This is a genomic window from Rhodococcus sp. PML026 (assembly GCF_000963615.1).
GTDB lineage: Bacteria > Actinomycetota > Actinomycetes > Mycobacteriales > Mycobacteriaceae > Rhodococcoides > Rhodococcoides fascians.
In genome coordinates this window covers 315,157-336,337 of sequence record NZ_KQ031375.1, presented here as the reverse complement: position 1 = coordinate 336,337, position 21,181 = coordinate 315,157, and the positions used below count along the sequence as shown (strand labels likewise).

Annotated in this window: 22 protein-coding genes; 21 read left to right on the top strand and 1 reads right to left on the bottom strand. The window is 66.2% G+C overall.

The features are described from left to right. Positions 1-2: 2 nt before the first annotated feature. From ruvX to aroB, 7 genes are all read left to right on the top strand, one after another. Positions 3-536 (top strand): Holliday junction resolvase RuvX, encoded by a 534-nt coding sequence (ruvX, locus tag VF34_RS17020; RefSeq protein WP_032372486.1) that lies wholly within the window; start codon positions 3-5, stop codon positions 534-536. Then, positions 533-1,966: an endolytic transglycosylase MltG gene (locus VF34_RS17015; RefSeq protein WP_080730204.1), complete on the top strand. Its 1,434-nt coding sequence runs from the start codon at positions 533-535 to the stop codon at positions 1,964-1,966. Before ruvX ends, VF34_RS17015 begins: the two co-directional genes overlap by 4 nt. A 1-nt stretch (position 1,967) precedes the next feature. Beyond that, positions 1,968-2,780: a shikimate dehydrogenase gene (locus VF34_RS17010; RefSeq protein ID WP_032372485.1), complete on the top strand. Its 813-nt coding sequence runs from the start codon at positions 1,968-1,970 to the stop codon at positions 2,778-2,780. Between the two features lie 162 nt (positions 2,781-2,942). Continuing rightward, the gene (locus VF34_RS17005) at positions 2,943-3,530 is read left to right on the top strand and encodes a prepilin peptidase (protein WP_052062822.1); all 588 of its coding nucleotides are present in this window, start codon (positions 2,943-2,945) and stop codon (positions 3,528-3,530) included. A 12-nt stretch (positions 3,531-3,542) separates the two neighbouring features. Beyond that, positions 3,543-4,730: a chorismate synthase gene (gene aroC, locus VF34_RS17000; protein WP_032372484.1), complete on the top strand. Its 1,188-nt coding sequence runs from the start codon at positions 3,543-3,545 to the stop codon at positions 4,728-4,730. Next, complete coding sequence (locus VF34_RS16995; RefSeq protein WP_032372483.1) at positions 4,727-5,281, top strand: shikimate kinase; 555 nt, start codon at positions 4,727-4,729, stop codon at positions 5,279-5,281. The genes aroC and VF34_RS16995 overlap by 4 nt, the downstream gene beginning before the upstream one ends. Before the next feature lie 10 nt (positions 5,282-5,291). Then, positions 5,292-6,404, top strand: coding sequence for a 3-dehydroquinate synthase (gene aroB, locus VF34_RS16990; protein ID WP_032372482.1), 1,113 nt, complete (start codon positions 5,292-5,294; stop codon positions 6,402-6,404). 102 nt (positions 6,405-6,506) lie between these two features. On the opposite strand, the gene VF34_RS16985 is transcribed toward aroB, so the two are convergent. Next, positions 6,507-7,157, bottom strand: a complete 651-nt coding sequence (locus tag VF34_RS16985; RefSeq protein WP_032372786.1) for a B-4DMT family transporter — start codon at positions 7,155-7,157, stop codon at positions 6,507-6,509. 115 nt (positions 7,158-7,272) lie between these two features. Here VF34_RS16985 and VF34_RS16980 point away from each other — a divergent pair, with 115 nt between their 5' ends. From VF34_RS16980 to coaBC, 14 genes are all read left to right on the top strand, one after another. Beyond that, on the top strand, positions 7,273-8,364 hold the full coding sequence (locus VF34_RS16980) for a M24 family metallopeptidase (RefSeq protein ID WP_032372481.1): 1,092 nt from the start codon (positions 7,273-7,275) through the stop codon (positions 8,362-8,364). Positions 8,365-8,440: 76 nt separating this feature from the next. Next, positions 8,441-9,004, top strand: a complete 564-nt coding sequence (gene efp / locus VF34_RS16975) for an elongation factor P (RefSeq protein WP_027496978.1) — start codon at positions 8,441-8,443, stop codon at positions 9,002-9,004. A gap of 1 nt (position 9,005) precedes the next feature. Continuing rightward, complete coding sequence (nusB, locus tag VF34_RS16970) at positions 9,006-9,560, top strand: transcription antitermination factor NusB (RefSeq protein ID WP_032370491.1); 555 nt, start codon at positions 9,006-9,008, stop codon at positions 9,558-9,560. A gap of 141 nt (positions 9,561-9,701) precedes the next feature. Then, positions 9,702-10,289, top strand: coding sequence for a bifunctional pyr operon transcriptional regulator/uracil phosphoribosyltransferase PyrR (gene pyrR, locus VF34_RS16965; RefSeq protein ID WP_032372479.1), 588 nt, complete (start codon positions 9,702-9,704; stop codon positions 10,287-10,289). Next, positions 10,286-11,254 (top strand): aspartate carbamoyltransferase catalytic subunit, encoded by a 969-nt coding sequence (locus VF34_RS16960; protein ID WP_032372478.1) that lies wholly within the window; start codon positions 10,286-10,288, stop codon positions 11,252-11,254. Before pyrR ends, VF34_RS16960 begins: the two co-directional genes overlap by 4 nt. Beyond that, positions 11,251-12,567, top strand: a complete 1,317-nt coding sequence (locus tag VF34_RS16955) for a dihydroorotase (RefSeq protein WP_027496982.1) — start codon at positions 11,251-11,253, stop codon at positions 12,565-12,567. The genes VF34_RS16960 and VF34_RS16955 overlap by 4 nt, the downstream gene beginning before the upstream one ends. Positions 12,568-12,571: 4 nt before the next feature. Then, positions 12,572-13,078 (top strand): PH-like domain-containing protein, encoded by a 507-nt coding sequence (locus tag VF34_RS16950; RefSeq protein WP_032372477.1) that lies wholly within the window; start codon positions 12,572-12,574, stop codon positions 13,076-13,078. After that, positions 12,964-14,205, top strand: a complete 1,242-nt coding sequence (gene carA / locus VF34_RS16945) for a glutamine-hydrolyzing carbamoyl-phosphate synthase small subunit (protein WP_371828006.1) — start codon at positions 12,964-12,966, stop codon at positions 14,203-14,205. The genes VF34_RS16950 and carA overlap by 115 nt, the downstream gene beginning before the upstream one ends. Continuing rightward, positions 14,205-17,546, top strand: coding sequence for a carbamoyl-phosphate synthase large subunit (carB, locus tag VF34_RS16940; protein WP_032372476.1), 3,342 nt, complete (start codon positions 14,205-14,207; stop codon positions 17,544-17,546). The genes carA and carB overlap by 1 nt, the downstream gene beginning before the upstream one ends. Continuing rightward, entirely contained in the window at positions 17,543-18,373 is an 831-nt protein-coding gene (gene pyrF, locus VF34_RS16935) for an orotidine-5'-phosphate decarboxylase (RefSeq protein WP_032372475.1), read from the top strand. Before carB ends, pyrF begins: the two co-directional genes overlap by 4 nt. A gap of 205 nt (positions 18,374-18,578) precedes the next feature. Then, positions 18,579-18,899, top strand: a complete 321-nt coding sequence (gene mihF / locus VF34_RS16930) for an integration host factor, actinobacterial type (protein WP_027496987.1) — start codon at positions 18,579-18,581, stop codon at positions 18,897-18,899. Between the two features lie 5 nt (positions 18,900-18,904). Further along, on the top strand, positions 18,905-19,516 hold the full coding sequence (gene gmk, locus VF34_RS16925) for a guanylate kinase (protein ID WP_032372474.1): 612 nt from the start codon (positions 18,905-18,907) through the stop codon (positions 19,514-19,516). A gap of 72 nt (positions 19,517-19,588) precedes the next feature. After that, complete coding sequence (gene rpoZ / locus VF34_RS16920) at positions 19,589-19,894, top strand: DNA-directed RNA polymerase subunit omega (protein ID WP_008716576.1); 306 nt, start codon at positions 19,589-19,591, stop codon at positions 19,892-19,894. Positions 19,895-19,917: 23 nt separating this feature from the next. After that, complete coding sequence (coaBC, locus tag VF34_RS16915) at positions 19,918-21,171, top strand: bifunctional phosphopantothenoylcysteine decarboxylase/phosphopantothenate--cysteine ligase CoaBC (protein WP_032372473.1); 1,254 nt, start codon at positions 19,918-19,920, stop codon at positions 21,169-21,171. Positions 21,172-21,181: the final 10 nt, after the last annotated feature.

Sequence of the window (21,181 nt, the reverse complement as noted above, 5' to 3'; positions counted from 1 at the left end):
CGATCGTGCCGACTCAGGGGCGAGGCCCCGATCGACCCGGCGTCGACGATCCGGGCCGCGGCAGACGCATCGGCATCGACGTCGGGAGCGTTCGCATCGGCATCGCGTCGTCCGACCCCGACGGCGTCCTCGCGACGCCCGTCGAAACGGTGCCGCGGTCCAAGGTCAAGGGACCCGATGCGCCGGACGTCGTCCGGGTGGCGGAGATCATTGCCGAGTACGAGGCCGTCGAGGTCGTCATCGGACTGCCTCGCACGTTGCGCGGTGAACGTGGAAGTGCAGTCGACGCGGCGGAGAGATTCGGCCGTTCTCTGCACAGGCGGTTGGGCGGCGTGCCGATTCGCATGGCCGACGAGAGACTGACTACGGTGAGCGCGTCGCGTGCCTTACGGGAGAGTGGTGTGCGCGCGAAGGATCAGCGATCGGTCATCGACCAGGCCGCCGCGGTAGCGATACTGCAGGGTTGGCTCGACGAACGACGGGCCGCGGCGCACCGAGCAACGACGAATTCAGGATCGACGGAGGTCGACGAGTGAGCAACCATGGGTCCGATGATCGGGGTCGACGGCGGGTGGCCCCGGACGAGGCCCACACCGATCCGATCGGGTATCGCGTGGACGAGGGCAGTGAGTTCCACCGGAGTATGAATCGGTCCCGGCCGCCGCAACGCAGTGAACCGCATACGCAGGGCACCCGTCGTGCGGACCGCGAGGCCGGCGGTGGCCCGGCAGTCGACCCGGATGCCGGAGCGATGCCGCAGGCCGTGGGTCGGAGCCGCGCCGCCGGTCGCAGGGAACGCGCCGCGTCCAGCCGGAAGCGTCGTGGCCGAGTCGTCGCCCTGGTTCTCGGGCTGCTGTTGGTCGTCGCCGTGGCAGGAGGGGGGTACTTCGCAGTGAACAAGTTCGGGAATCGAACGACACCGAACGAGGACTTCGCGGCCGGTTCGTCCGGTGACGGAGTTGTGATTCAGGTCCATCCCAACGACACCGCCCAGCAAATCGGTACCGAGGCTGCGGACAAGGGCGTGGTGGCGAGTTCCGGAGCGTTCCTCGAAGCTGCGCTGCAGAACAATGCGATCACGTCGGTCCAGCCGGGCTTTTACCTGCTCACCAGCGGTGTTCCGGCTTCCCGCGCGGTCGAGGAGCTGGTGGATCCTGCCTCGCGGGTGGGAAACATGGTCATCTCGGAGGGGCGTCAACTGCACGACGCGAGAGACGTGAACACCGGTTCGGTCAAGAAGGGGATCTACACGCTGATCTCCGAGGCCAGCTGTGTGGATCGGACCGGCAGTGGCAGTCCGACGTGCATCAGCTACGACGATCTCAACGCAGCAGGAGCAGTCGACGATCCGGCGGCCCTGGGAGTGCCGCAGTGGGCAACCGACCGCGTCGAGGGCGTGCCGGACCGAGACCGCCAGCTCGAAGGTCTGATCGCCGCCGGAACGTGGGACTTCGATCCCAGCGCCGCTCCTGCGGACATCCTGAAACAACTGGTGTCCGAGAGCGCCACCCGGTACGAGGACACCGGAATCCTCACCGCGGGCAGCAACTCCGGACTTACCCCGTACGACACACTCGTTGCGGCCTCGCTGGTGGAGCGTGAATCCCTGCCGCAGGACTTCAGCAAAGTGGCGAGGGTGATCCTCAACCGTCTCGCGGTGCCGCAGAAGCTCGAATTCGACTCGACGGTGAACTACTCGCTCGACACCACCGAGGTGGCCACCACCGACGCCGATCGCGCCACGGTGACGCCCTGGAACACCTATGCCAGCGAAGGGCTGCCCGCCACTCCGATCTCGTCCCCGAGCATCGGTGCGGTACAGGCCGTCGAGATGCCGGCCGACGGAGACTGGCTGTACTTCGTGACCATCAACCAGGCTGGGGAGACGCTGTTCACCCGTAGTTACGACGAGCACCTGGCCAACATCGGCAAGGTGGAAGCCGGATTCCTCGACAGCGGCCGCTGACATGCGTGCCGCCGTACTCGGCAGCCCGATCGAGCACTCGAAGTCACCGGTGCTTCATCGGGCGGCCTACCGCGCCCTCGGCCTCGACGAGTGGACCTACGACCGAATCGAGTGCACGGCCGAGCAACTTCCCGGACTGGTCGACGGTTTCGGGCCGGATTGGGTCGGCGTGTCGGTGACAATGCCCGGCAAGGTCGCCGCTCTGACGTACGCGTCGGAACGTACCGAACGCGCCGTCCTGGCCGGGTCGGCCAACACTCTGCTGCGGACGGCGTCGGGATGGCGGGCGGACTGCACGGACGTGGACGGTGTCGTCGGCGCACTGCGAGATGCTGGAATCGACGATCTGACCGGTGCCGCCGTGACGGTGGTGGGTGCAGGAGGTACGTCGAGACCCGCGATCGTGGCACTGGCAACACTGGGTGCCGCGTCGGTCACGGTGGTTGCTCGATCGGCCGATCGTGCGACGGCCACTCTCGAGTGCGCGGTGGCCGCCGGGCTCCGCGCCGACTTCGCACAGTTCAGCGATCCCGGGCTCGCCGACGTCGCAGCGGCGTCGGCCGTGCTGGTCAGCACCGTGCCCGCAGCCGGAGTTGCCCCCTTCGCGGCCGCTCTCGGCCGGGCACCCGTCGTACTCGATGCGATCTACGACCCCTGGCCGACCGCACTCGCCGCTGCGGTCGACGACGCCGGCGGAACCGTCATCAGCGGACTGTCGATGCTGCTCAACCAGGCCTACGGGCAGGTAGAGCAATTCACCGGTATGCCGGCACCACGATCGGCCATGCGAGAGGCGCTCGGCGTCGTTCTGTAGCCGCGTTCTTTTGTCGGCCGACTGGCAACCTCCGTCGGCACCCGTCGATCATCGGCTGTGCACAGGGCGACGGTTGTTCACAGGGCGGCGGTTGTCCACAGGTCTTTTCGTGACCTGGATTGTGCGCGCGACTCGGTTCGTCTCGGTGCGACGCTTCGAGTTATGTGGAGTCTGGGTGTTGCTGTCACGGTCGGTGCTGTCGCCGGTGTGGTGCTGCGCGTCGCGTTGCGTCGATGGGAGCCGCGTCTTCTACCGGCGCTGTGTGTCCTCGGATCCGGGTGGGCGTGGTGGCGGTTCTGGGACAGCCCGCATGCCGCGTCGTGGGGGCTGATCACCTGGTGCGTACTGACGTGGTGGTTCGCAGCGCTGATCGCCGTCGACCTGGGGTGTCGCCGGCTGCCGAACGTGTTGACCGTTCCCGGTGCGGTCGTGGTTCCGGCAGTGCTGGTGGCGACGGGTTCGGCTCAGGCGCTGCTGGGCGGCGGGCTGCTGTTCGGCATCTACCTCGTGGTTCATCTCGGTGCGCCGAGGGCGTTCGGCGCGGGTGACGTCAAGCTCGCCTGGTCGGTGGGTTCGATCGCTTGCCTGGGCGGTACAGCCGGGTGGACCGTCGCGGCGTTGTCGGCGCCGGTGGCCACAGCCGTGGTGGGGTCGATCGCGGCGGCCTGCGGATACCCCCGGGCGCGCATCGCGCACGGGCCGTCGATGTGCGCGGCCACCCTGCTGGCAGTTGCGGCGGCCACGGCGTGAAAAGATGTTCGAGTGCTGCGCTGGATAACTGCCGGAGAATCCCACGGACCCGCTCTCGTCGCCATCCTCGAAGGAATGGTCGCGGGAGTCGAGGTGACCTCGGACGACATTGCTCGCCAACTCGCTCGCCGTCGCCTCGGTTACGGCCGCGGTGCCCGCATGAAGTTCGAAGCGGACAAGGTGACCCTCACGGGCGGCGTTCGTCACGGCCGGACCATGGGCGGGCCGGTGGCGATCGAGGTCGGCAACACCGAATGGCCGAAGTGGGAACACGTGATGTCGGCCGACCCCGTCGACGAGGCCGTCCTCGCCGATCTGGCCCGTAACTCTCCACTGACTCGACCACGACCCGGGCATGCCGATTTCTCCGGGATGCTCAAGTACGGCTTCGACGACGCACGTCCGGTGCTCGAGCGTGCCAGTGCGCGTGAGACCGCGGCGCGGGTGGCGATCGGAACGGTCGCGCGGCTGTTCCTGAAGCAGGCGTTCGGCATCGACGTCGTCTCGCACGTGATCTCCATCGGTGCCTCGGATCCCTACGTCGGCCCGCCGCCCGCGGGCGCGGACATCGATGCCATCGACGAGTCTCCGGTGCGGGCCTTCGACAAGGCCGCCGAGGAGTCCATGATCGCCGAGATCGAAGCCGCCAAGAAAGACGGCGACACCCTCGGCGGCATCGTCGAGGTCGTCGTGCACGGACTGCCGGTCGGCCTCGGCTCGTTCGTCTCGGGTGAACGCAAGCTCGACGCCAGACTGGCGGCTGCGCTGATGGGCATCCAGGCGATCAAGGGTGTCGAGGTGGGCGACGGTTTCGAGACCGCGCGCCGACGCGGCAGTGTCGCACACGACGAGATCAAGCCAGGGCCCGACGGAATTCTCCGCTCGACGAACCGCGCGGGCGGGATCGAAGGCGGAATGACCAACGGTGAGGCTCTGCGGGTGCGCGCCGCGATGAAGCCCATCTCCACGGTTCCCCGCGCGCTGTCGACGGTGGACATGTCGACCGGCGACGAAGCGGTTGCCATCCACCAGCGCTCGGACGTGTGCGCTGTTCCGGCCGCCGGAGTCGTGGCGGAGACGATGGTTGCCCTTGTACTCGCGCAGGCAGCGTTGGAGAAGTTCGGTGGGGATTCGCTGGCGGAGACGACGAGCAACGTCGACCACTACGTGAAGGGCACCGCCGCCCGACCTCCGCGATGAGCCCGTACGCGGTCCTCGTCGGACCGCCGGGTGCAGGAAAATCGACCATCGGACGGCGACTGGCCCAGGCGTTGAATCTGGATCTGTTCGATACCGACGTGGCCATCGAACGAAAAGCCGGGCGAACCATCGCCGATATCTTCTCGCACGACGGTGAGCCTGCATTTCGCGAGATCGAAGAGCGGATCGTCGCCGATGCCCTGGCCTCGCACGACGGCATTCTTTCCCTCGGCGGCGGAGCCGTATTGTCGGCTGCAACCCGAAAGCTGCTCGCCGCGCACACTGTGGTCTATCTGGAAATCAGTGTGTCGGAGGGGCTTCGGCGAACTGGAGCCAACACGTCTCGGCCACTGCTCGCGGGCCCGGACCCGCGCGCCAAGTACCAGGAATTGATGCGTCACCGCCGCCCCCTCTATCGCTCGGTTGCCACCGTGCGAGTGCGGACGGACAGTCGTAGTCCGGCCCGAGTCGTGAATCAGTTGGTGGCCAAGCTCACTGCTCTCGCACCGGTGCCCGTTCGCGAAGTGAACGACGAAACCCCCAGTAGATGAAGGTGATTCGATGACAGAGCCCGTACGCGTCCAGGTCGAGAGTGCCAACCCGTACCCGGTGATCATCGGCCGAGGCCTGTTGACGGACCTCGTCGACGAGCTCGCCGGAACCGCGACGGTCGCGATCTTCCATCAGCCACCCCTGGCCGAGACGGCCGAAGCAGTGCGAGCTGCATTGGCGGACAAGGGGATCGATGCACACCGCATCGAAGTTCCGGACGCCGAGGACGGCAAGGACCTCGCGGTCGCCGGATTCTGCTGGGAGGTACTGGGACGCATCGGCCTGACCAGAAGTGACGCCATCGTCTCGCTCGGCGGCGGCGCGGCCACCGATCTCGCCGGTTTCGTGGCGGCGACGTGGATGCGCGGCGTTCGAATCGTCCACGTTCCGACGACTCTGCTGGCCATGGTCGACGCCGCCGTCGGTGGAAAGACCGGAATCAACACCGATGCCGGCAAGAACCTGGTCGGCTCGTTCCACGAACCGGCCGCGGTGCTGGTCGACCTCGCGACACTCGAGACCGTGCCGAAGAACGAGATCGTGTCGGGCCTGGCCGAGGTGATCAAGACCGGCTTCATCGCCGACCCGGTGATTCTGGACATCATCGAATCAGACCCCGCTGCGGCGCTCGATCCGACCGGCGACGTACTGCCGGAGCTCATCAGACGGTCCGTGGAAGTCAAGGCCAGGGTCGTGGCCGCCGATCTGCGGGAATCGAATCTACGGGAGATCCTGAACTACGGGCACACCCTCGCCCACGCCATCGAGCGACGCGAGCAGTATCGCTGGCGGCACGGAGCTGCGGTGTCGGTCGGGCTCGTGTTTGCCGCCGAGCTCGGTCGTCTGGCGGGCCGGCTCGACGACGCGACCGCGGACCGCCATCGGGCGATTCTCGAATCGGTCGGCCTGCCGGTGACCTACGACGAGCACGCGTTCGCGGATCTGCTCAAGGGAATGCAGACGGACAAGAAGAACCGCGCAGGCTTGCTTCGATTCGTCGTCCTGGACGGATTGGCCAAGCCCGGTCGACTCGAGGGCCCGGATCCGGCTCTGCTCGTCGCGGCTTTCTCGGCTGTGGGGCGCGAGGCTCCGGCGGCCGGTGGTTCCGCCATCATGTTGTAGATCCGGGTGTTGTAGGCCTGGGACACACTCCGAACACACAACGGGCGGTGGTCGATGCAAACACTGCATCGACCACCGCCCGTTGGACGTGTGTCGCGTGGATCAGGAGGCGTCGGCGCTCCCGCGACGGTTGCCGCGCTTGTCCATCCGGGGCTTGCCGTCGGCGTCGACAGCCGAGAACACCTCGGTGTCGGCCTCGCCGTGCTCGGGTGCCCATTGCGGTTCGGCCTGCGACCGCGTGCCCGCCCGGTCCGCCTGCTCGGCCGAGCCCGCGTTCACCAGCTGGCGCTCGTGTGCTCGCTCGGCGTCGGAGGTGGCCAACTTCTTCTTCGCCTCGCGGTTGACGATCTGCCTGCCGACGAACATCGCGATGCTCGCGACGACGAACACCGTCAGGATCGTGAACGCTGCGCCCGAGGTCAGCTCGAAGATCAGTCCGTTCTGACCCAGGCTGAAGTCGACGAAGAAATCGATGATCCAACTGAGCAATCCGGCGAGCAGTCCGCCGACCACAGCAGCCTTCAGCCAGACCATCGTCAGGTCCTCGCCCTTGTCCGGGTCGGGGTTCCTGCGTCGGTCGCGGATCCCGTCGATGCCGGCCCAGACGGCGATGACGAGCACGACGAGGGCATACGCCACCCATCGCAGCGCCGAACCGCTCAGAGGCCACATCGACACCGCTGCCCCCAGCAGCAGTCGAGCGACGACGTTGATCAAAGCCATACCTATGCCACGCACTGCCCACCCAGTCATGCGGCACAGCATATCCGCACGTGGCCGATTGTGTGTCGGGGCCCACAGGTTCGCAGTGGGGGCGGCGCAGCCGAGGCTCCCGATCCGTTGACGGCCGACCAGTAATGTCGGGAACATGTCTGCTGATTTCGGCGCCCGCCGCGGTGCCTTGCGAGAGCTGTTGACCCAGGACGGCCTCGACTCGATTCTGATCACCGACCTGCTCAATGTGCGCTACCTGACCGGCTTCACCGGCTCGAATGCCGCGCTGCTCGTGTCGACCGGAGGTGACGAGCGAACAGTGATCTGCACCGACGGCCGCTACGTCACCCAGGTCGCCGAGCAGGTTCCCGATCTGCGCGCAGAGATCGACCGCCCGTCGGCGCTGCACCTGCTCGGTTCCGGTATTTCCGGTCGCGGCACCCGTGTCGGCTTCGAGAGTCATGTGGTCACGGTCGACGCCCATCGGGCGTGGGCCGAGCTCGACGGCGGCCTCGAACTGGTGCGTGCGCCGGGAGTCGTGGAATCGCTGCGCATGGTCAAGGACGAGTACGAGGTGGGTGTGCTTCGAGACGCGTGCCGCGCCGCCGACGACGCGCTCGCCGAGCTTCTGAGCGGCGGCGGGATTCGCGCGGGCCGGACCGAGCGTGAGGTGGCTCGCGAGCTCGAATCGCTGATGCTCGATCACGGTGCCGACGCCGTCTCGTTCGAGACCATCGTTGCCGCCGGGGCGAACTCCGCGGTGCCGCATCACCGGCCGACCGACGCCGTACTGGCCGAGGGGGACTTCGTGAAGCTGGACTTCGGCGCGCTGGTGGCCGGGTACCACTCGGACATGACGCGCACCTTCGTCATCGGCGAGCCGGCGCAGTGGCAGCGCGAGCTGTACGAACTGGTGCAGCGGTCGCAGGCCGCAGGTCGCGAGGCGCTGGCACCCGGTATCGAGACCGCTTCGGTCGACGCCGCATCGCGGTCGGTCATCGAGGAGGCAGGGTACGGCGAGTACTTCCTGCACGGGCTCGGTCACGGAGTCGGCCTCGAAATTCACGAAGCGCCGGGAATCGCGAAGTCGAGCACCGGTACACTGCTGAGCGGTGCAGCGGTCACCGTCGAACCGGGTGTCTACTTCTCCGGCCGCGGCGGCGTTCGGATCGAGGACACACTCGTCGTTCGCGACGAGGGTCCGGAACTGCTCACCCTGACAAGCAAGGAACTCACGTCCGTCTAGCGCGCGGGCGGGAGCGAATCCCGCACGTGACCGACGGCGCGTCACGCGCACAAACGATTGAGGAGACGCGAAGCAAGTGGCTTCCACCAGCGATTTCAAGAACGGACTGGTTCTCAACCTGGAGAACCAGCTGTGGTCGATCATCGAATTTCAGCACGTCAAGCCCGGTAAGGGGCCTGCGTTCGTGCGAACCAAGCTCAAGAACGTGCTGTCGGGCAAGGTCGTAGACAAGACGTTCAACGCCGGTGTGAAGGTCGAGACCGCAACGGTCGACCGACGCGACATGACGTACCTCTACCACGACGGTAGCGACTACGTGTTCATGGATGCCGACACCTACGATCAGCTCTCCATCGGTGAGGCGACCGTCGGCGACGGCGCGCGATTCCTGCTCGAGAACCTTCGCGTCCAGGTCGCGATGCACGAGGGCGTCCCGCTGTACGTCGAGCTGCCCGTCACCGTCGAGCTCGAGGTCAAGCACACCGACCCCGGCCTGCAGGGAGACCGCTCGACCGGTGGCACCAAGCCGGCCACGCTCGAGACCGGAGCCGAGATCTCGGTGCCGTTGTTCATCAACACCGGCGACAAGCTCAAGGTCGATTCCCGTGACGGCAACTACCTCGGGCGTGTGAACTCCTAACGTGTCATCGAAGAAGTCGACATCCTCCGGTTCGCAGAACGGCGTCCCCGGCGCGAAGAAGCTGGGTGCGCGCCACAAGGCCCGCAAGCGTGCCGTGGATTTCCTGTTCGAGGCAGAAGCGCGCAACGTCGACCCGGTGAATCTGACCAGCGAACGGATCGAACTCGCGCGCGGCGACGACACGATCGCACCGGTCAGTGAGTACACCTCCACGCTGGTCGAGGGGGTGGCAGAGAACCTGGACCGACTGGACGGCGTGATCGCCGATCATCTCAAGGATTGGACGATCGGCCGCCTGCCCGCAGTCGATCGGGCGATCTTGCGGGTCGCGGTGTGGGAGCTCTTCCACGCCACCGACGTCCCACCGGTCGTTGCTGTCGACGAGGCCGTCGAGCTGGCCAAGCAGCTGTCCACCGACGATTCGCCGGGCTTCGTCAACGGTGTACTCGGCCAGATCGTGCTCGTGGCACCGCAGGTTCGCGCCGCTGCGGCAGCTGTGTCGTCGCGTCCCCAGGCCGCAGGCCCGGACGATGCGACGGTCGACTCCGATCAGTGACACACCCGTCCACGGCAGTGTGACCGAACGCTCTGCGAGCCTGGTGGGTCCGGTTCGCAGAGCGTTGCTAGGCTTTACGCAGTTCTAGTGCCAGACATCCTTTAACGATCCGTCCAGAGAGGCGGAGAAGGAGGTCGTAGTTTGCCTGCGCCCGAAAGTTCATCCGCCGATTCTGCCGTCCGCGAGTTGCTGTCCGCAGCCGATGTAGGTCGGACCATCTCTCGTATGGCTCACCAGATCATCGAGAAGACCGCGCTCGACGCTCCCGACTCGCCGCGTGTCGTGCTGCTGGGCATTCCCACTCGCGGTACCACTCTGGCCGAGCGTCTCGCCGAACGTATCGAGGCGTTCTCCGGCGTGCGGCCCCCGCTCGGCTCGCTCGACATCACCCTGTACCGCGACGATCTGCGCAACAAGCCGCACCGTCCACTCGAACGCACCTCGGTGCCGACCGGCGGAGTCGACGATGCCCTGGTCGTTCTGGTCGACGACGTGCTGTTTTCCGGCCGTACCGTCCGCTCGGCGCTCGACGCGCTGCGCGATGTCGGACGCCCTCGCGCCGTCCAACTCGCGGTCCTGATCGATCGCGGCCACCGCGAACTTCCCCTCCGGGCGGATTACGTGGGCAAGAACGTGCCCACGGCCCGCTCCGAGGACGTCTCGGTGCTGCTCTCCGAGCACGACGGGCGGGATGGCGTCAGCTTGTCCGAGGGAGGATCGACGCGATGAAACACCTGCTGTCGGTCGCCGACCTCACCGCAGAATCCGCCACCGAACTACTCGACGAGGCCGAACGTTTCGAGCAGGCACTGCTCGGTCGCGAGGTCAAGAAGCTGCCGACATTGCGCGGCCGGACGATCATGACCGTCTTCTTCGAGAACTCCACCCGAACACGGGTGTCGTTCGAGGTCGCGGGCAAATGGATGAGTGCCGACGTGATCAACGTCAGCGCCAGCAGTTCGTCGGTATCCAAGGGGGAGTCCCTCCGCGACACTGCGATGACCCTGCGTGCGGCCGGTGCCGACGCACTCATCGTCCGCCACCCTGCGTCCGGTGCCGCGCACCAGATCGCCCGGTGGACCGCCGACCAAGGCGCTGGTCTCGATGGTCGTTCCGCTGGTGCCGGTCCTGCGGTCATCAATGCGGGCGACGGTACCCACGAACACCCCACTCAGGCGCTACTCGATGCCCTGACGGTTCGGCAACGCCTGGGCGATATCTCCGGTCGCCGGATCGCGATCGTCGGCGATGTTCTGCACAGCCGGGTAGCGCGATCGAACGCGATTCTCCTGTCCACCCTCGGAGCCGACGTCGTGCTGGTAGCGCCACCGACTCTGCTGCCGGTCGGTGTCGAGGGCTGGCCGGTTCGGGTCTCGCACGACATCGATGCCGAGCTACCCGGGTTGGACGCGGTGTTGATGCTTCGGGTGCAGGCCGAGCGGATGAACGGCGGGTTCTTTCCGTCGGCGCGGGAGTACTCGATCACGTACGGGCTTTCGCAGCGCCGACTCGACTTGCTGCCCGAGCACGCCGTGGTGCTGCATCCGGGGCCGATGCTGCGCGGTATGGAGATCGCGTCCTCGGTGGCTGACTCACCCAAAACTGCAGTCTTGCAACAGGTTACGAATGGAGTTCACGTGCGGATGGCAGTCCTGTTCCGATTGCTGGTCGGTTCGGACGGGGGAGCATCATGACCGCTCCGGCACCGTCGGTACTGCTGCGTGGAGTCCTGCTGTACGGCGAGGGCCCCGAAACGAACGTCCTGATCACTGGCGAGGAGATCGTCGAGATCGGGCCTGACGTCGACGCCGACGGTGCCGACGTGGTCGAGGCGCGCGGCCAGGTTCTGCTGCCCGGATTCGTCGACATGCACACCCATCTGCGGGAGCCCGGTCGGGAAGACACCGAGACCATCGAATCCGGCTCCGCCGCAGCCGCTCTGGGCGGGTACACCGCCGTGTTCGCCATGGCCAACACCTCGCCGGTCGCGGATTCGGTCGTCGTGACCGACCATGTGTGGCGCCGCGGACAGGAAGTCGGGCTCGTCGACGTGCACCCCGTCGGGGCCGTCACCGTGGGGCTCGAAGGCAAGCAGCTGGCCGAGATGGCCACGATGGCTGCCGGGGTCGGTCGGGTCAAGATGTTCTCCGACGACGGCCACTGCGTCGACGATCCCTTGATCATGCGTCGCGCACTGGAGTACTCGAGTTCGCTCGGAGTGTTGATCGCCCAGCATGCGGAAGAACCGCGATTGACCGTCGGTTCGGTCGCTCACGAGGGTCCCAACGCCGCCCGGCTCGGTCTCACCGGATGGCCCCGTGCCGCCGAGGAATCGATCGTCGCGCGCGATGCCCTGCTCGCTCGGGACGCGAATGCGCGGGTGCACATCTGCCATGCCTCCACTGCCGGCACCGTCGAGTTGCTGAAATGGGCTCGGGGGCAGGGAATTTCGATCACCGCCGAGGTAACGCCCCATCACCTGCTCCTCGACGACTCGCGTCTGGAGACGTACGACGCCGTCAACAAGGTGAACCCGCCGTTGCGCGAGAAGTCCGACGTGGACGCGTTGCGCAGGGGTCTTGCCGACGGCGTGATCGATTGCGTGGCAACCGATCACGCACCGCATGCCGAGCAGGACAAGTGCTGTGAGTTCTCCATCGCGCGGCCCGGGATGCTCGGACTGGAGACCGCGCTGTCGATCGTCGTCGACACGATGGTGAACCCGGGTCTGCTGGACTGGCGCGGTGTGGCGAGGGTCATGAGCGAACGTCCGGCCGAGATCGTCGGCCTGGCAGATCAGGGCCGTCCGATCGAGGTGGGCGAAATCGCCAACCTGACGCTGGTCGATCCGAAGGCCGACTGGACGGTGTCGGGCAAGAAGCTCGCCAGCGTCGCACACAACACACCGTTCGAGGACATGAGCTTCTCGTCCAAGGTGACCACGACCGTCTTCCGTGGACGTATCACCGTCCGCGACGGAGTCGTGGCGAACAGGGCAGGGGAGTAGAGCCGTGGACAGAGTTCTCATCGTCATCGGCTTCATCCTGTTCTGGGCGCTGATGATCGCGCTGATCTTCCGGGGTTGGCGCGGGCGTCAGAAGCGTCAGGAAGGACGCATCGGCGAGTTCCCGGCCGTGCCGGACGACCTGGGTGCCAACCGAATCCAGCCGGCCACCGGGCTCTACGTCGGCAGCACCATTGCGCCGAGTTGGCAGGACCGGATCGCCGTGGGCGACATCGGCCACCGCGCCACCGGCGAGCTGTCACGACACGAGAAGGGAATCCTCCTCGATCGGGACGGCGAGTCACCCATCTGGATTCCGAACGAATCGATCCGGGCGATCCGTACCGAGCGCGGACTCGCGGGCAAGGTCATGACCAAGGACGGTCTCCTGGTGATCCGATGGGAGTTGCCGACGGGGACCGAGATAGACACCGGCTTCAGGGCCGACGACAAGCAGATCTACCCGGTGTGGACAGAGGGTTTCACCGGAGAAACCAAGGAGGAAACCGCGTGAGCAGCGCAGTTCTTGTTCTGGAGGACGGCCGGACGTTCCGCGGCACCACGTTCGGGGCCCAGGGACGCACGCTCGGCGAAGCCGTCTTCTGCACCGGTATGACCGGATACCAGGAGACGCTGACCGATCCGAGCTACCACCGCCAGATCGTGGTGGCCACGGCTCCGCAGATCGGTAACACCGGCTGGAACCAGGAGGACGGCGAGGCGGCCAGTGCCCAGGATCCCAACAAGATCTGGGTCGCCGGTTACGTCGTTCGAGATCCAGCGCGCCGGACGTCGAGCTGGCGCTCGACCGGAACGCTGCAAGACCAGCTCGAGGCGCAGAACGTCGTCGGCATCGCCGGAATCGACACGCGTGCCCTGGTTCGGCACCTGCGTACGCGCGGTTCGATGCGGGCGGGAGTGTTCTCGGGCGACGCCCTTGGCACCTCTGAAGAGATGCTCGAGCAGGTGACCGGTCAGCAGTCCATGCTCGGCGCGGATCTCGCCGGCGAGGTGACCACCGGTGCCGGGTACACCATCGAACCGACCGGCGACGCTCGATTCACCGTCGTGGCAGTCGATCTCGGCATCAAGACCAACACTCCACGAATGTTCGCCGAGCGCGGTATCCGCGTGCACGTGGTGCCGTCGAACACCAGCATCGAGCAGGTTCTCGAACTGAACCCGGACGGTGTGTTCCTGTCCAACGGCCCGGGAGACCCGGCCACGGCAGACACGAGTGTCGCGCTGACAAGGCAGGTACTCGAACGAGAGCTGCCGCTGTTCGGCATCTGCTTCGGCAACCAGATCTTCGGGCGGGCACTGGGTCGCGGCACGTACAAGATGAAGTTCGGCCACCGCGGCATGAACATCCCGGTCATCGAGCACACCACCGGTCGCATCGCGATCACCGCGCAGAATCACGGGTTCGCACTCGAAGGTGAAGCCGGCGAGGAGTTCGACACCGACTTCGGTCGAGCACGAATCAGCCACACCTGCGCCAACGACGGCACCGTCGAGGGCGTCGAGCTGATCGGCGGCAGCGCCTTCTCGGTGCAGTACCACCCCGAGGCCGCGGCCGGCCCGCACGACGCCGCCTACCTCTTCGACCGTTTCACCAGCGTCCTTCAGGAGAAGAAGTAATGCCACGCCGCACAGACCTGAACCACGTCCTGGTCATCGGATCCGGCCCGATCGTCATCGGCCAGGCCTGCGAGTTCGACTACTCCGGCACCCAGGCGTGTCGAGTGCTTCGTGAGGAAGGCCTACGGGTCAGCCTCGTCAACTCGAACCCGGCCACGATCATGACCGACCCGGAGTTCGCCGACGCGACGTACGTCGAGCCGATCACCGCGGAGTTCATCGAGAAGATCTTCGCTCGCGAGGCCGAGCAGGGCCACCCCATCCAGGCCGTACTCGCGACCCTGGGCGGACAGACGGCTCTCAATGCTGCTGTCGCTCTGCACGATCAGGGCATTCTCACCAAGTACGGCGTCGAACTGATCGGGGCCGACTTCGACGCGATCCAGCGCGGCGAGGACCGACAGAAGTTCAAGGACATCGTCGCCAAGGTCGGTGGAGAATCCGCCAAGTCGGCCGTCTGCTACACGATGGACGAGGTACGCGAGACCGTCGCCGAGCTCGGTTTCCCGGTCGTCGTCCGGCCGTCGTTCACGATGGGTGGGCTCGGTTCGGGATTGGCCTACAACAACGAGGATCTGACTCGGATCGCGGGAGGCGGCCTGGCGGCGTCCCCGACGGCCAACGTGTTGATCGAGGAGTCCATCCTCGGCTGGAAGGAATACGAGCTCGAGCTCATGCGTGACGGCCGCGACAACGTGGTCATCGTCTGTTCCATCGAGAACGTGGATCCCGTCGGCGTGCACACCGGTGACTCGGTCACCGTCGCGCCGGCGATGACGCTGACCGACCGCGAGTACCAGAAGATGCGCGACCTCTCCATCGACATCCTGCGCGAGGTGGGCGTCGACACCGGTGGCTGCAACATCCAGTTCGCCATGGATCCGGCCGACGGCCGACTCGTCGTCATCGAGATGAACCCGCGAGTGTCACGCTCGTCGGCTCTGGCGTCCAAGGCCACGGGCTACCCGATCGCCAAGATGGCCGCCAAGCTGGCCATCGGGTACACCCTCGACGAGATCGTCAACGACATCACCAAGGAGACGCCGGCCTGCTTCGAGCCGACGCTGGACTACGTGGTGGTCAAGGCACCGCGATTCGCGTTCGAGAAGTTCCCCGGTGCCGACGGCACACTGACCACGACGATGAAGTCCGTCGGCGAGGCGATGTCCATCGGCCGCAACTTCACCGAGGCCTTCGGCAAGGTGATGCGCTCGCTCGAAACCAAGCGCGCGGGCTACTGGACCGGCCCCGAGGTCGAGGCAGAAAGTCTGGACGCGTTGCTGAAGGACCTGTCCGTACCGCAGGACGGTCGGATGTACGGGATCGAGAAGGCATTCGCTCTCGGTGCCACCCTCGAGCAGCTGTTCGAGGCGACCAAGATCGACCCGTGGTTCCTCGACCAGTTCCAGCAGATCCACGAACTCGGCGTCCAGGTTCGCGAGGCGGCCGAATTCGACGAGGCGCTGCTGCGTCAGGCCAAGTACCACGGTCTGTCCGATCGCCAGATCGCCGCTCTGCGACCCGAACTCGACGGTGAGGACGGAGTGCGGGCGCTGCGCGACGAGCTCGGTGTGCACCCGGTCTACAAGACTGTCGACACCTGTGCGGCGGAGTTCGAGGCCAAGACCCCGTACCACTACGGCACCTACGAGCTCGACCCCGAAGCCGAGACCGAGGTTGCCCCGCAGCCGGACCGGCCCAAGGTCCTGATCCTCGGATCCGGTCCCAACCGCATCGGTCAGGGCATCGAATTCGACTACAGCTGTGTGCACGCGGCGCTGACGCTGTCCGAGGCCGGCTACGAGACGGTCATGGTCAACTGCAACCCCGAGACCGTCTCCACCGACTACGACACCGCCGATCGCCTGTACTTCGAGCCGCTGACGTTCGAGGACGTGCTCGAGGTGTACCGGGCCGAGGCGGCGTCGGGAACGGTGCGCGGGGTCATCGTGCAGCTGGGCGGACAGACCCCGCTCGGTCTGGCGAAGCGACTGAAAGCCGCAGGCGTACCCATCGTCGGAACCTCTCCCGAGGCCATCGACCTCGCCGAGGACCGCGGAGAGTTCGGCAAGGTACTGGACGCGGCAGGACTGCCGGCAGCCAAGTACGGCACCGCGACGACGTTCGACGGGGCGCGTGAGATCGCCGCAGGAATCGGTTACCCGGTGTTGGTGCGCCCGTCGTACGTGCTGGGCGGACGCGGTATGGAGATCGTCTACGACGAGGCATCCCTGGCGACCTACATCTCCAATGCGACGGAGATCTCGGACGACCGACCGGTGCTGGTCGACCGGTTCCTGGAAGATGCCGTGGAGATCGACGTCGACGCGCTGTGCGACGGCACCGAGGTGTACATCGGCGGCATCATGGAGCACATCGAGGAGGCCGGCATCCACTCCGGCGACTCCGCATGTGCGCTCCCGCCGATCACGCTCGGCAAGACCGACTTGGAGAACGTGCGTCGATCGACCGAAGCCCTCGCGAAGGGAATCGGTGTCCAGGGCCTGCTGAACGTGCAGTACGCCCTCAAGGACGACATTCTGTACGTCCTCGAGGCCAACCCTCGGGCCAGCCGGACGGTGCCGTTCGTGTCCAAGGCGACGGCCGTGCAGCTGGCGAAGGCCTGCGCCCGAGTGATGTTGGGGGAGAGCATCGCCGAACTTCGGATTGCGGGAATCCTGCCGGAGACCGGAGACGGTGGCACCGTCCCGGCGGGTGCGCCTATCGCCGTCAAGGAAGCGGTGTTGCCGTTCAACAGGTTCCGCCGCGCGGACGGAACCGGCGTCGACACACTGCTCAGCCCGGAGATGAAGTCCACCGGTGAGGTGATGGGTATCGACTTCGATTTCGGCACTGCCTTCGCCAAGAGTCAGACCGCCGCGTACGGTTCGCTGCCCGCCGGCGGTGCAGTATTCGTGTCGGTGGCGAACAAGGACAAGCGGTCGTTGATCTTCCCGGTGAAACGACTCGCCGATCTCGGGTTCGACATCCTGGCCACCGAAGGAACCGCAGATGTGTTGCGGCGCAACGGAATCAAGTGCGAGCAGGTGTACAAGCAGTCGGGCGAGGATGTCCCGGAGGGTGAGCAGACGATCGTCGACCGCATCCTGGCCGGCGACATCGCGATGGTCATCAATACCCCGTACGGCAACTCCGGTCCCCGCGTCGACGGATACGAAATCCGTTCTGCCGCTGTGGCGCAGAACATTCCGTGCATCACCACGGTGCAGGGTGCGTCGGCCGCAGTGCAGGGCATCGAGGCCGCCATCGCCGGTGGAATCGGTGTTCGTTCCCTGCAGGATCTGCATGCGGGTCTGAAGGAAGGCCTGGTTCTGCCGTGAGTCATCACCACAGTTGGTCGGACCGGCTCCGGGCAGCGGTCGCCGCGCGCGGTCGGCTGTGCGTCGGCATCGATCCGCATCCGGCTCTGCTCGAGGCGTGGGACCTGCCGCGCTCGGCGGACGGTCTCGAGGTCTTCGCCGAGCTGTGTGTGGAGGCGTTCGTCGGTGAGGTGGCTGTCGTCAAGCCTCAGGTGGCGTTCTTCGAGTCGTACGGTTCAGCCGGCTATGCGGTTCTCGAGCGCACTGTCGGGGTGTTGCGGGACGCAGGCACGTTGGTGATCGCCGATGCCAAGCGCGGCGATATCGGAACGACGATGGATGCGTACGCGCAGGCGTGGCTGGAGCCGGGTTCTCCGTTGTCGTCCGATGCCGTCACGGTGTCGCCGTACCTGGGGTTCGACTCGTTGGGTGCGGCGATCGACCGAGCTGTCGCAAACGACCGCGGTGTGTTCGTCCTTGCCCGGACGTCGAATCCGGAAGGTTCCGCGCTGCAGCACGCGTCGATGTCGACGGGTGGGTCCGTTGCGCAGTCGATCGTCGACGCGGCGGCTGCGCGCAACCGTGTCGATGCAGACACGGTGGGCCTGGTGGTCGGCGCCACCCGCGATCACGGCCTCGATCTGTCGGGCTACCGCGGGCCGGTGCTCGCGCCCGGCTTGGGTGCCCAAGGTGCCACGGTGAACGATCTGGCAGAGATCTTCCGTGATTGCCGAGAGCTGCTGTTGCCGAACTCCTCTCGGAGTGTGCTGGCGGCGGGTCCGTCGGTGACGGCGTTGCGTGCGGCGGCGACGCAGTTGCGTGACGAGATCGAAGCGGGTCTCGCATAGTCCATGGTCGCGTCGGCGAGCGTGTGGGGGTGGGTTAGCGGTGAGCGCCCGTCGTCGGTACGGTCGCTAACGCTGCCGACGACAATGCGAATCGACCGGGAACCCCTGCACGGATGGTCCTCGGCAGGCACCTACCGATGAGCGGCGTACCGATCCTGATCGGACCGGTCGCTCGCCCCGAAACGAGAAGACGGAGGAACCGACAGTGGCCCTTCCCCAATTGACCCCCGAGCAGCGCGCTGCTGCCCTCGAGAAGGCAGCTATCGCCCGCAAGGCTCGCGCCGAGCTCAAGGAGCGCCTCAAGCGCGGCGGCACCGACCTCAAGCAGGTTCTCAAGGACGCCGAGACGGACGAGATTCTCGGCAAGATGAAGGTATCCGCATTGCTCGAGGCGTTGCCGAAGGTGGGCAAGGTCAAGGCCGCGGAGCTGATGACGGAGTTGGAGATCGCGCCCACTCGTCGACTGCGCGGACTCGGGGATCGGCAGCGCAAAGCGCTGTTGACGAAGTTCGATTTCGAGGCCTGACGACGGTGAGTGACACTGCGGCGACGTCCGCGCCGGAGAAGAAGCGGGGCCGGTTGGTGGTGCTGTCCGGCCCTTCCGGCGTCGGCAAGTCCAGTGTCGTTCGGCTCGTGCGCGCGGCGCTACCGGAGCTGGTCTTCAGTGTGTCGGTCACGACGCGATCGCCGCGGCCCGGCGAGGTGGATGGTCAGGACTACCACTTCGTGTCGTCCGAGGAGTTCGACCGGATGATCGCCGACGGTGAGCTGTTGGAGTGGGCGAGTATCCACGGCGGCCTGCAGCGGTCGGGAACCCCTGCAGCCGCAGTGGACGCCGCTCTGGAAGCCGGCAGTCCGGTACTGCTCGAGCTCGATCTGGCCGGTGCGCGTGCCGTTCGGGTGTCCAAGCCGGAAGCCCTGCTGGTGTTCATGGCACCGCCGACGTGGGAAGACCTGGTCTCTCGTCTGGTAGGTCGAGCGACGGAGGAGAGCGCCGCCACCGAGCGGCGGCTGGAAACGGCGAGGGTGGAATTGGCGGCACAGGACGAGTTCGACACGGTCGTTGTCAATACCGATGTCGACCATTCGTGCGAACAGTTGGTATCCTTGTTGGTCGGTAGGTCGTCGGTCGGTAACAGCTGACCATATTCACGGCGCACGAGGCCCCGACCAGCTAGTTCGTAGCACCAACGATGCAATTTCAGGAGATCATCAGTGAGCAGCACTTCAGCGGCCGTTTCCGACTTCGACGGACGCAGCGCTCTGCCGGCCTACGACACGCCGCTCGGCATCACCAATCCACCCATCGACGAATTGCTCGCGCGCACCTCGTCGAAGTACGCCCTCGTCATCTACGCAGCCAAGCGTGCACGCCAGATCAACGACTACTACAACCAGCTCGGTGACGGAATCCTCGAATACGTGGGACCGCTGGTCGAGCCCGGTCTGCAGGAAAAGCCGCTGTCCATCGCGCTTCGCGAGATTCACGCAGACCTCCTCGAGCACACCGAAGGCGAATAAGAACCCGACAGGGGACACCTGACGTGCATGTGGTCGTCGGAGTAGGCGGCGGTATCGCCGCCTACAAGAGTTGTGCGCTCATTCGAAAATTCACCGAGAACGGCCATCAGGTTCGAGTGATTCCGACTGCGTCGGCGCTCGAATTCGTCGGCCGCGCAACATTCGAGGCATTGTCCGGCCAGCCGGTGCACACCGGCGTGTTCGCCGATGTGCCCGAGGTGCCGCACGTCCGGCTGGGGCAGGAAGCGGATCTCGTCGTCGTCGCGCCGGCCACCGCGGACCTGATGGCTCGAATCGCGGGCGGGCGGGCGGACGATCTGCTCACCGCGACGTTGCTGACCGCTCGGTGCCCCGTCGTGTTGGCCCCGGCCATGCACACGGAGATGTGGGAACACCCGGCCACCGTCGCGAACGTCACCACGCTCCGATCGCGCGGTACCCAGGTGATCGAGCCTGCGTCCGGCCGGTTGACCGGACGCGACACCGGTTCGGGCCGACTGCCCGAGCCCGAGGAGATTTTCGCTCTCGCCATGCTGCTGACCGAACGTGCGGACGCGATGCCGCGCGATCTCGAGGGACGGCGAATTCTGATCTCGGCCGGTGGTACGCGGGAACCCCTCGATCCCGTTCGTTTTCTGGGGAATCGGAGTTCCGGCAAGCAGGGGTACGCGTTGGCTCGCGTCGCAGCCCAGCGCGGTGCCCACGTGACCTTGATCGCCGGGTACACCAGCGACCTCGAGGCACCCGCGGCGGTCGATGTGGTCCACGTGAAGACCGCGTCCGATATGCAGGACGCGGTGCGCTCGTATGCGACCGACGTCGACGCAGTGGTGATGGCGGCTGCGGTCGCCGACTTCAGACCCGAGTCCATCGCGAGCAGCAAGATCAAGAAGGGCTCGAACGAACCGTCGTCGATCCCTCTGGTCCGCAACGACGACATCCTCGCCGGTCTCGTGTCGGCTCGGCACAGCGGAGACGTCCGATCGTCGACGGTGATCGTCGGATTCGCCGCCGAGACGGGCGACGCCGACGGTGACGTGCTCACCTACGCGCGAGCCAAGCTCGAACGCAAAGGCTGCGATCTGCTCGTCGTCAATGCGGTGGGTGACGGCAAGGCCTTCGAGGTCGACCACAACGACGGCTGGTTGTTGGGGTCCGACGGCTCCGAGGCCGCGCTGGGGGAGGGCTCGAAAGCTCTGCTCGCCAGCAGGGTGTTGGATTCGGTCGCCCAGATGCTTCGCTCCCGCGATACGCGGCCCACTTCGGACACCCGCTGATGTCGAGGGT